The sequence below is a fragment of the Pseudomonas linyingensis genome, assembly GCF_900109175.1.
GTDB classification, from domain to species: Bacteria; Pseudomonadota; Gammaproteobacteria; order Pseudomonadales; family Pseudomonadaceae; genus Geopseudomonas; species Geopseudomonas linyingensis.
Genome location: NZ_FNZE01000015.1, coordinates 105,099 through 115,829, shown reverse-complemented (window position 1 = coordinate 115,829; position 10,731 = coordinate 105,099). Strand labels below are relative to the sequence as shown.

Here is a 10,731-nt window from a genome sequence, read left to right as displayed (position 1 = left end):
CGACGCGGTGGGCTTCGCCGTGTTGATGCTGATCGACATCCCGGTGATCCAGGACCTGGCCATCACAGCCAGCATCGGCGTGGCCGTGCTGATCTTCGCCACTCTGCTGTTGATGCCGGTGGCGCTGTCCTACGTCGGGGTCAGCACCAAGGCCGCCGCCCGGGCCCTGAACATCGACAATCGCGCGGCCCAGCATCGCGGCTTCGGCAAGCTGTGGGACCTGCTCGACCGTTTCACCACCCGCAAGTGGGCGACCGGCGCGGTGCTGGTAGCGCTGCTGATGGGCATCGGCGGCTTCGTGGTCAGCCTGCAGCTCAAGGTCGGCGACCTCGACAGCGGCGCCCCCGAGCTGCGCGAGGACTCGCGCTACAACCGCGACAACGCCTACATCACCAGCCACTACGCGCTGTCCAGCGACCTGTTCGCGGTGATGATCAAGACCGCGCCGGAGGGCTGCCTGAACTACCAGACCCTGGTCCTCGCCGACCGCCTGGCCTGGGAGCTGCAGCAGCACCCGGGGGTGCAGACCACCGTCTCGCTGGTCAACGCGGTGCGCCAGATCACCGCCGGTACCTTCGAGGGCAACCCGAAGCTGCTCAGCATCCAGCGCAACCAGGACATGCTCAACTACGCCGCCCAGCAGGCCTCGGTGAACGCCCCCGAGCTGTTCAACAGCGACTGCTCGGTGATGCCGGTGATCGCCTACCTCAAGGACCACAAGGCCGAGACTCTCGATGAAGTGGTGGCCATCGCCGACCGCTTCGCCCGGGAAAACAGCACCGCGGAGCGTCAGTTCCTCCTCGCTGCTGGCAGCGCCGGCATCGAGGCGGCGACCAACATCGTGGTGCGCGAGGCCAACCGCACCATGCTGATCTACGTCTACGCGGCGGTGATCCTGTTCTGCCTGATCGCCTTCCGCAGCTGGCGGGCGGCGCTGGTGGCCATCCTGCCGCTGGTACTCACCTCGGTGCTCTGCGAGGCGCTGATGGTGGCGATGGGCATCGGCGTCAAGGTGGCGACCCTGCCGGTGATCGCCCTCGGCGTGGGCATCGGCATCGACTACGCGCTGTACCTGCTCAGCGTGCAGCTGCACTACCAGCGCCAGGGCATGTCGCTGTCGGACGCCTACGAGAACGCGGTGGCCTTCACCGGCCGGGTGGTCGGCCTGGTGGGCATCACCCTGGCGGCGGGGGTGATCACCTGGGCCTGGTCGCCGATCAAGTTCCAGGCCGACATGGGCCTGCTGCTGACCTTCATGTTCGTGTGGAACATGCTCGGCGCGCTGATTCTGATCCCGGCCTTGTCCTACTTCCTGCTGCCGGACAAGCGCAGCGGCGCCGTGCCGAAAGCCTCGAGCGACCTCTCCGGCGGCGCACGTCCGGACGGCACCGCGGAAAAGCAGCGGCCTGCTGCCTAGTGTCCTGTGCGGTCAGTTGGTTGACTCAGGTTCGGATGACCATGGTTCCGAGACAAGGCGCCGCGACTAGTCATGGCAAGGCTATGGCGCGGAGGGGCAACACCGTATCGGGGCCATGGGTGTCGAAATTGCTGACCGAACCACCCATCCAGGCCATCAGGTAGAGCACCCCACGAGGCCATCCCGCTCCCGGCTGCGTGCTCCGCCCGCTTCATGGTCGCCGGCGGGGAGCCAGCACCACCAAGAGGATCCGAGTATGCCGAAGCTGGTTCGCGCTGCTGTCCTGACCAACTATCTGGAGGTCGCCCTGCGCCATGGGCTGGATGCCGACCGTCTGCTGTCCCAGGTTGGCCTCAGCCGTCCCTCACTGGAGGATCCCGAGAACCTCATCCCGGTCGATGCCGCCGTTCAACTGCTCGAGGAGTCGGCAGCCGCCGGCGGCAATCCGAGCTTCGGCCTGTGCCTGGCCGAGTCACGGCAACTGGCGCACCTCGGCGCGATCAGCCTGCTGCTCGGCCACCAGCCCACCCTGCGCGATGCCCTGCAGGCCATGCGGCACTATCGGCATCTATTCAACGATACCGTGGCCATCCTGCTTGAGGAGACGGCACGGATGGTGATCATCCGTCTGGAGGTGGTCTGTGAACCGCCCCGGCCCTGTCGCCAGTCGAACGAGCTGGCCATCGGAGCGCTGTTTCGCCTGTGCGCCGCCCTGCTGGGCGCGCGCTGGCGCCCACACAGCGTCCACTTCTCCCATCAGGAACCCAGCGATCTGCAGCTGCATCGCCGCCTGTTCGGCTGCCAACTGGAGTTTGCCAGCGAGTTCAACGGCATCGTCTGCTCTGGCAGCGACCTGAATGTCATCAACCCGCATGCCGACCCGACGATGGCGCGTCTTGCCAGGCGCTACCTGGACTCCCTGGCGGGCAGCAACAGGCCATCGATGCTCTACGAGGCACGCAAGGCCATCTACCTGCTGCTGCCCATGGGCAGGGCCAGCATCGATCAGGTGGCGCAGACCCTGGGCATGCACGTCCGCACCCTGCAACGCCACCTGAAGGCCGCTGACACCACCTTCCACGAGCTACTCAACTCTGTGCGTCGGGATCTGGTGATCCGCTACCTCGAGACGCCCGGCTATCCGCTCGGGCAGATCGCGGACATGCTCGGCTACAGCGTTCCCGGCTCCTTCACCCGCTGGTTCAACAGCCAATTCGGCATGTCGCCGGCCGCCTGGCGCGATACGAGTAGGACAGCCTGCAAAAAGGCCGGAGCAGATACCTGCTCCGGCCCCGACCACGCCACCTACCGCCTTCCCGCCTGAATGCCGGACCGTCCTCAGCTGCGGGAGTGGGCGCACACGCCCAGCCCACCGCGCGCAGAGGCCTGTGGCTCATCCGCTGCCGCGTCGAGCATCTTGCCTCGCAGGAGAGCCATGTCGCTGTGGTAGTGGCGTTTGGTGTAGATGAACACCGCCGCCGCGGCGATGCTGACCAACGGCACCAACTGGAAGGCATTGTCCAGGCCGATCAGGTCCGACACCTTGCCGGTGATCAGCGGCCCGGTGGCCAGGCCGAGCAGGTTGTTGGCCAGGGTCAGGGTGGCGAATGCGGTGCCGTGCACCGAGTAATGGGTCAGGTTGGCCACCATCGCGCTCGACGGGCCATTGGTGCCGGCGGCAATCATCATGCCCAGGCAGATCAGCACCAGCTGGGCGGTGCCTGGCGGCAGGGCGAAGGCCAGTGACAGCAGCAGGCAGCTGCCCAGGCAGTAGCCGATGGCCAGGCTGATCTTGCGGTCCGGGCGGGCGTGTCCCAGACGGTCGCAGAGCATGCCACAGAGAATGATCCCTACCCCGCTGCACAGCACGATGATGGCGGCAACCGCACCGGCCTTGTCGGTGCCCATCTCGTAGTAGCGGTTCAGGTAGCTGGGCATCCACACGATCACGGTGCCGCCGACGAACAGCTGCAGGCCGCTGCCGACATAGGCACCGATCACGGAGCGGCTGGAATACAGGGTGCGCAGCGGGCGCTGGGCCTTCAGCGCTGCCTGGCTGGCGGCATCGGCCAGACGCCTGGGTGCAATACGCGCCTCTTTGACGATGACCGGGTAGAGCACGGCCAGGGCGAGACCAAAGAACGCCATGCCGGCGAATGCCCAGCGCCAGCCGAAGTGCTGGGCCAGCACGCCCCCCAGGGCCATGCCCAGCACCGAGCCGAACATGCCCCCCGCCATGAAGGCACCGGCAAGGGTGGCACGCATCTCACGCGGGAATACCGCCACCACCACGGCGATGCCGACGCTGCCGTAGGCCGCCTCGCCGACACCGACCAGGAAGCGGGCGATGAGCATCTGCTCGTAGCTCTCCGCCAGCGCGCAGCCGAGGGTGGCCAGACTCCACAGCATGGCCATCAGCGCCAGGCTCTTGATCCGCCCGAAACGATCGGCGAGCAGCGACAGCGGGAAGGTCAGCAGACCGACCATCAACGCGACTATGCCGCTGAGCAGGCCGAGCTGGCTGTCGGTAAGCGCCCATTCGCCCTTGAGCAACGGGAACACGGCGTTGAGCACCTGGCGCGACATGTAGTCGGAGATCAGCAGGCCGAAGGTCAGGGCGAAGACGATCCAGGCATAACGGCGTGGAATGCCCAGCGAAGTTTCTTCATCGTCGTTCATGTACTGGGATACAGCCATGTTTTTCTCCTTATTGCAGCTGTTGTCACCCTAGCAAGCCAGTCCCCTTCCGCCCTTCTGAAATGCAGACGCGGAGGCTGGGTGCTTATCCCCGTTGACACTGTTCAGGGATTGTCTGGGTTCATCCTGGAAACCGGGTCCCCTGGCTCCGAGCACGCAATACCAGGGGGCCGACTCGACTCTAGGCTCAAAATCCACCGCTGCGCTTTGCAAAAGACGACAAACACCGATCAATTGATGACTGTACGTTTTGAGGTTCCCCTCTGCGGCCGCAGCGGAGCGCGGATCACCCCCAACTGCGAGTGGCGCGGCGAGGGCTGGCGCGAGGATCCCAGCTACCTGCGCCACAACTGGTCGTGGCGCCCGTACTTCCACCAGTTGCTGGCCGAGGGTCTCGACGAGTGGCGACTGACCCTGTCACCCACCTACCGCGACGTCACCAGCAACCAGTACTGCCTGACCGCCGGCCAGTGCATCGACAACGGCCGCCGCCTGCTGCTGGTCGACATCGACGCCGCCGCCCTGAGCACCTGCCCGCAGCCAGCCGCCTGGTGCCCGCTGCAGTTCGGCCTCACCGGCTCCTGAACTCGCGGCAGGGCTTGCAGGCCGGCGCGCCAGACAGCAAGCTGGAGTCTCCGCGATTGCTGAGGATCTCCCTTGGACTGGCACACCCTGCTTACCCGCGAACGGTTCGGCAAACCCGCGCAGAGTTCGGAAGAACTCGGCCGCAGCGCCTTCCACAAGGACCACGACCGCATCATCTTCTCCGGCGCCTTCCGCCGCCTGGGGCGCAAGACCCAGGTGCATCCGGTGTCCAGCAACGACCACATCCATACCCGCCTGACCCACAGCCTGGAGGTCGCCTGCGTCGGCCGCTCGCTGGGCATGCGCGTCGGCGAGATCCTCCGCGACGCCCTGCCGCGCTGGTGCGATCCCAGCGATCTGGGCGTGATCGTACAGTCCGCCTGCCTGGCCCATGACATCGGCAATCCGCCATTCGGCCACTCCGGCGAGGACGCCATCCGCCACTGGTTCCAGCAGGCCGACGAGCGCGGCTGGCTGGATGCGCTGAGCGAGGCCGAACGCGCCGACTTCCTCGGCTTCGAAGGCAACGCCCAGGGCTTTCGCGTGCTGACCCAGCTCGAATACCACCAGTTCGACGGCGGCACCCGGCTGACCTACGCCACCCTCGGCAGCTACCTGAAGTACCCCTGGACCGCCCGGCATGCCGACGCCCAGGGCTACAAGAAGCACAAGTTCGGCTGCTACCAGAGCGAGCTGCCGCTGCTCGAGCAGATTGCCCGCAAGCTGCAACTGCCGCAGCTCGAACCCGAGCGCTGGGCGCGTCACCCGCTGGTCTACCTGATGGAGGCGGCCGACGACATCTGCTACGGCCTGATCGACCTCGAGGACGGCCTGGAGATGGACCTGCTCGACTACCCGGAGGTCGAGGCGCTGCTACTCGACCTGGTCGGCGACGACCTGCCGGAGACCTACCGCCAGCTCGGTCCGCAGGACTCGCGCCGGCGCAAGCTGGCGATCCTGCGCGGCAAGGCCATCGAGCACCTGACCAATGCGGCGGCGCGCGCCTTCGTCGCCCAGCACGACGCCCTGCTCGCCGGCACCCTGGAGGGCGACCTGGTCGAGCACATGCACGGCCCGGCCAAGCAGTGCGTGCTGCGCGCCAAGAGTCTGGCGCGCGAGAAGATCTTCCAGGACAAGCGCAAGACCCTGCACGAGATCGGCGCCTACACCACCCTGGAGATCCTCCTCAACGCCTTCTGCGGCGCCGCGCTGGAGCAGCATGGCGGACGCACGCCGTCGTTCAAGAACCGGCGCATTCTCGATCTGCTCGGCAACAACGCCCCCGATCCGCACTGGCCGCTGTACAAGGCCTACATGCGGATGATCGACTTCATCGCCGGGATGACCGACAGCTACGCCACCGAGATGGCCCGCGAGATGACCGGCCGCTCCAGCCCGGCATAAGCCCCCTGGAAACGCAAAAGCCCCGCGACACCGAAGTGGCGCGGGGCTTTTGCACGGAAGCGGCGATCAGGCGTTGATCGACTTCTCCGGGTACCAAGCGTCAGCCAGGGCACCGAGGGTGTAGCTTTCCAGCTCGCTGCGGCCCTTGAGCCAGGCGTCGACCTTGCCACGCTGCTCTTCGGTCACCGAGCCACGCTTGCCCAGGCAAACCATGCCGAACTCGTCGCAGCCGATGAAGATCATGTCGTTGGCGCTGATCGCTTCCTGGAGGAACTGCTGCAGGAAGGCGTCGGCAGCCACCTCGTCGAGGTCTTCACGGTAGTTGAGCAGCAGCTCGAAGCCGAGTTCCTGGAATTCGTCGACACACAGCTTCTTGCGCAGACGACGGGAACGGTTGGTAGCCATGGGGGAATCCTTAGAACAGATGGGGATGCGGCACTCTACCAGCTTCTGCACGGCAGGCCCATGACAGCCGCGCCGTCCGGCTTGAAAAGCCCCGGAACAAAGCCTTTGCGGCTTATAATGAAATTCGTCTATCCGTTCACGAATGTGAGCCTTCCCATGCTGTTTCGCGTTTCCCTGTCCTTGCTCGCCAAGGTCCAGAACATCGGCCGTCCGCTGCGCATGCTCGGCCTGGCCGGCCTGCTCCTGCCTGTCGCTCTGCCGCTGCCCGCCCACGCCAGCAACCTGCCGCCGCGGATCGAGCAGGCGCTCAAGGCCCACAAGCTGACCAGCGATGCGCTGTCGCTGGCGCTGATTCCGCTCGACGGCCCGGGCACTCCCAGCTACCTGAATGCCGACGTGGCGGTGAACCCGGCCTCGACCATGAAGCTGGTCACCACCTATGCGGCCCTGGAGCTGCTCGGTCCGACCCACCAGTGGAAGACCTCCTTCTACACCGACGGCCCGCTGCGCAACGGCGTGCTGCAGGGCAACCTCTACCTCAAGGGTGGCGGCGATCCCAAGCTGACCATGGAACGCCTGTGGCTGCTGCTGCGCGACCTGCGCAACGCCGGCGTGCAGGAGGTGCAGGGTGACCTGGTACTGGAACGCAGCCATTTCCGCACCGACGGCCAGACTCCCTTCGACGACGACGGCGGCGACTCGAGCAAGCCCTACCTGGTCGAGCCGGATGCCCTGATGGTCAACCTCAAGACCCTGCGCCTGATCGTCCGCGGCGAGGCCCGCGGCGCCGCGGTGCAGGTCGAGCCGCCGATCCCCTACATCCGCATCGACAACCGGGTGAAGGTGACCGCCCCCGCCGCCTGCCCGAGCTGGCCGCAGGTCATCTACAACTTCCAGCCGCAGCCGGACGGCAGCCTCAACGTGGTGGCCACCGGGCAGATTCCGGAAGGCTGCAACGGCCAGCGCTACCTGTCACTGCTCGACCACCCGGCCTTTACCGGAGGCACGGTGCGCGCGCTGTGGAGCGAGCTAGGCGGCTCCATCGCCGGCCAGGACCGCCTCGGCGCCACCCCGGGCAATGCCCGTCTGCTCGCCCAGGCCTTTTCACCGGACGTGGTCGAGGTGATCCGCGACATCAACAAGTACAGCAACAACACCATGGCTCGCCAGCTGTTCCTGTCGATCGGCGCACGCCACCGCCTGCCCGGCGATGGCAACGACGCCAGCGCCGCCCACCGCGCCATCGACCAGTGGCTGACCCGCAAGGGCATCCGCGCCCCGAACCTGATGATGGAGAACGGCTCCGGCCTGTCGCGCCGCGAACGCATCACCGCGCGGGAGATGGCCGCCATGCTGCATGCGGCCTGGAAGAGCCCCTACGCCGCCGAGTTCATCGCCTCGATGCCGCTGGCGGCGATGGACGGCACCCTGCGCAAGCGCATGCGCAACACCCCGCTGGCCGGCAACGCACACCTGAAGACCGGCACGCTGAACAACGTGCGCGCCCTCGCCGGCTTCAGCCGCGACGCCCAGGGGCACACCTGGGCGGTGGTCGCCATCCTCAACCACCCTCGGCCATGGGGCGCCTCGGCGATCCTCGACCAGGTGTTGCAGGAGCTGTACCGCCAGCCAGGCACCCTCGCCAGCCTGGGCCGCTGAGCCGACAACGAAAAACCGCCTGCCCGGGACACCGGACAGGCGGTTTTTTGTTGGCATGACCGCGAAGATCGCCGGGGGAATCAGCCGTACAGAGGCGTGATCCCCCCAGCGGCGACGGGCTCTATCGAGCGGTCAGCCGCCAGGCACGGTGGATCTTCGGATTGCGGGCGAAGTCCGGGTCCAGGGTCTGTGCACTGATCTCCTCCACCGCATAGCGCTGCTCCAGCAGAGGATCGAGCTGGAACTTGCGGAAGTTGTTGGAGAAGTACAGCACCCCGCCCCTGGCCAGGCGCGCCATGGCCAGGTCGAGCAGGTGCACATGGTCACGCTGCACGTCGAACACGCCTTCCATGCGCTTGGAGTTGGAGAAGGTCGGCGGATCGATGAAGATCAGCTCGTATTCGCCGCGATCGGCCTCCAGCCACTCCATCACGTCGCCCTGCTCGAGCTTGTGCTTGTCGGAGAAGCCGTTGAGCGCCAGGTTGCGCCGCGCCCAGTCCAGGTAGGTCTTCGACAGGTCGACGCTGGTGGTGCTGCGCGCGCCGCCCTTGGCCGCATGCACGGTGGCCGTCGCCGTGTAGCAGTACAGGTTGAGGAAGCGCTTGCCAGCCGCCTCGCGCTGGATGCGCAGGCGCAGCGGCCGGTGGTCGAGAAACAGGCCGGTATCCAGGTAGTCGGTCAGGTTGACCAAGAGCTTCACCCCGCCCTCGCTGACCTCCATGAAGCGGCCCTGCTGATCCTGGCGTTCGTACTGCTTCTTGCCGGCCTGGCGCTCGCGGCGCTTGATCACCACCCGCGCAGGGTCCATGTCCAGCGCCTGGGGAATCGCCGCCAGGGCATCGAGCAGGCGTGCCTGGGCCTTGTCCGGGTCGATCGAGCGCGGCGGCGCGTACTCCTGGACGTGCACCCAGTCGGCGTACAGATCCACCGCCAGGGCGTATTCGGGCATGTCGGCATCGTACAGGCGGTAGCACTCGACGCCTTCCTTGCGCGCCCACTTGCCCAGGGTCTTGAGGTTCTTCTGCAGGCGGTTGGCGAACATCTGCCCGCCCTCGGACAGCCGCGCTGGCTCGCTGCGCACCGCCGGCGGACGCTCGACCAACTGGCCGCCGATCATCCGCGCCTGACTCGGCGCCGGCTGCGCGGCCGACTCGTTGCGCCCGGTGACGAACTGCTCGGGCAGCACCTTGAACAACAGCAGCTTGCACGGCAGCGCGCCGTTCCAGAAGGCGTACTGCTTGTGGCTGCGGATGCCCATGCGCTTGCCCAGTTCCGGGGCGCCGGTGAATACCGCCGCCTCCCAGTTCAGGCACGCCTGGCGCAGGCGCTCGCCGAGGTTCTGGTAGAGGTACAGCAGGCTGGCTTCGTCGCCGAGACGCTCGCCGTAGGGCGGGTTGCACACCACCAGGCCCTTCTGGTTCTGGTCCGGACGCGGCTCGAAGGTGGCCAGCTCGCCCTGGTAGATCTTCACCCACTCGGACAGACCGGCGCGCTCGACGTTGTTGCGTCCCGGCTGGATCAGGCGCGGATCGGCCTCGTAGCCACGGATCCACAACGGCTCGCGGGCCAGGCCGGCGGCGGCGCGCGCCTCGGCTTCCTCGTGCAGCTTCTTCCAGATGGCCGGCACGTGGCCGAGCCAGTTGGAGAAGCCCCACTTCTCGCGCTTGAGGTTGGGAGCGATGTCGGCGGCGATCATCCCGGCCTCGACCAGGAAGGTACCGACGCCGCACATCGGGTCGCTCAGCGCGCCGCCCTCGGCGGCGATGCGCGGCCAGCCGGCACGGATGAGGATCGCCGCGGCGAGGTTTTCCTTGAGCGGCGCGGCGCCCTGCTGCAGGCGGTAGCCGCGCTGGTGCAGGCTGAAGCCGGACAGGTCCAGCGACAGCACCAGCTCGCCGCGCTCCAGGCGCGCATGCACGCGCAGGTCGGGCTCGTACTTGTCCACCGACGGGCGCTCACCGGACGCGGTGCGCAGGCTGTCGACGATGCCGTCCTTGACCTTGAGGGCACCGAAGTGGGTGTTGTCGATGCCGGCGCCACGGCCGGAGAACTCCACCGCCAGGCTGCCGGTGGGCAGCAGGTGCTCGCTCCAGTCGACCGAACGCACGGCCTCGTACAGTGCCTCGGCGTTGTCGACCGGGAAGCGGCCGAGGACCAGCAACACGCGGTTGGCCAGACGCGACCACAGACACAGGCGATAGGCGGTTTCCAGGCTGCCCTGCCCCTGCACGGCGGCCACCTGCGAGCGTCCGTCGAGCAGCCCCAGTGCGTTGGCCTCCTCGAGCAGCAGGGTTTCCAGGCCCTTGGGACTGGTGAGAACGAGTGGGTACAGATCGGACATGCAGTATTCCAGGGGCAGAGCCCGTGATGGCCAGAGGGCGGAGCCCGTAATGGGTAATTGATTGTAACGCCGGGTTACAGGCAACCCTTCGTCGGAGGATGACCGCCAACCGCGGCCGCTCCCCTCAAGTTGTTCGGTATCGGTACAAAGTCTGCCACAACACGAGCCGCCGGGCGTGCCGGGCGATGATCGTAGCGACTTATAGTCGAGAAACCATTTTGAT

8 protein-coding genes are annotated in these 10,731 nt (G+C 66.8%); 5 read left to right on the top strand and 3 right to left on the bottom strand.

The features are described from left to right. Together BMZ19_RS17315 and BMZ19_RS17310 are read left to right on the top strand one after the other, a co-directional pair. The coding region (locus BMZ19_RS17315; protein ID WP_170847799.1) for an efflux RND transporter permease subunit at positions 1–1,417 on the top strand (1,417 nt) is incomplete at its 5' end. A gap of 256 nt (positions 1,418–1,673) precedes the next feature. Beyond that, positions 1,674–2,741: an AraC family transcriptional regulator gene (locus BMZ19_RS17310; RefSeq protein ID WP_090312829.1), complete on the top strand. Its 1,068-nt coding sequence runs from the start codon at positions 1,674–1,676 to the stop codon at positions 2,739–2,741. Positions 2,742–2,755: 14 nt separating this feature from the next. Here BMZ19_RS17310 and BMZ19_RS17305 read toward each other — a convergent pair whose 3' ends face one another. Then, complete coding sequence (locus BMZ19_RS17305; protein WP_090312828.1) at positions 2,756–4,114, bottom strand: MFS transporter; 1,359 nt, start codon at positions 4,112–4,114, stop codon at positions 2,756–2,758. A gap of 81 nt (positions 4,115–4,195) precedes the next feature. Here BMZ19_RS17305 and BMZ19_RS17300 point away from each other — a divergent pair, with 81 nt between their 5' ends. Together BMZ19_RS17300 and BMZ19_RS17295 are read left to right on the top strand one after the other, a co-directional pair. Continuing rightward, on the top strand, positions 4,196–4,699 hold the full coding sequence (locus tag BMZ19_RS17300) for an EAL-associated domain-containing protein (protein ID WP_425287181.1): 504 nt from the start codon (positions 4,196–4,198) through the stop codon (positions 4,697–4,699). A 72-nt stretch (positions 4,700–4,771) separates the two neighbouring features. Then, entirely contained in the window at positions 4,772–6,103 is a 1,332-nt protein-coding gene (locus BMZ19_RS17295) for a deoxyguanosinetriphosphate triphosphohydrolase (protein WP_090312826.1), read from the top strand. A gap of 66 nt (positions 6,104–6,169) precedes the next feature. Here the strand turns inward: BMZ19_RS17295 and BMZ19_RS17290 are convergent, their stop codons facing one another. Continuing rightward, positions 6,170–6,508 carry a YggL 50S ribosome-binding family protein gene (locus tag BMZ19_RS17290; protein WP_090312825.1) on the bottom strand — a complete coding sequence of 113 codons (339 nt, stop codon included), beginning with the start codon at positions 6,506–6,508 and terminating at the stop codon, positions 6,170–6,172. A gap of 156 nt (positions 6,509–6,664) precedes the next feature. Between BMZ19_RS17290 and dacB the strand changes: the two genes are divergently transcribed. Then, positions 6,665–8,167, top strand: a complete 1,503-nt coding sequence (gene dacB / locus BMZ19_RS17285) for a D-alanyl-D-alanine carboxypeptidase/D-alanyl-D-alanine endopeptidase (RefSeq protein WP_425287180.1) — start codon at positions 6,665–6,667, stop codon at positions 8,165–8,167. 121 nt (positions 8,168–8,288) lie between these two features. Here the strand turns inward: dacB and rlmKL are convergent, their stop codons facing one another. Then, the gene (gene rlmKL / locus BMZ19_RS17280) at positions 8,289–10,508 is read right to left on the bottom strand and encodes a bifunctional 23S rRNA (guanine(2069)-N(7))-methyltransferase RlmK/23S rRNA (guanine(2445)-N(2))-methyltransferase RlmL (RefSeq protein WP_090312824.1); all 2,220 of its coding nucleotides are present in this window, start codon (positions 10,506–10,508) and stop codon (positions 8,289–8,291) included. Between the last annotated feature and the right edge of the window lie 223 nt (positions 10,509–10,731).

Coding starts and splice junctions, on each gene's coding strand:
- BMZ19_RS17290 (WP_090312825.1), bottom strand. CDS start 6,508: ATGGCTACCAACCGTTCCCGTCGTCTGCGCAAGAAGCTGTGTGTCGAC.
- rlmKL (WP_090312824.1), bottom strand. CDS start 10,508: ATGTCCGATCTGTACCCACTCGTTCTCACCAGTCCCAAGGGCCTGGAA.
- dacB (WP_425287180.1), top strand. CDS start 6,665: ATGCTGTTTCGCGTTTCCCTGTCCTTGCTCGCCAAGGTCCAGAACATC.
- BMZ19_RS17305 (WP_090312828.1), bottom strand. CDS start 4,114: ATGGCTGTATCCCAGTACATGAACGACGATGAAGAAACTTCGCTGGGC.
- BMZ19_RS17310 (WP_090312829.1), top strand. CDS start 1,674: ATGCCGAAGCTGGTTCGCGCTGCTGTCCTGACCAACTATCTGGAGGTC.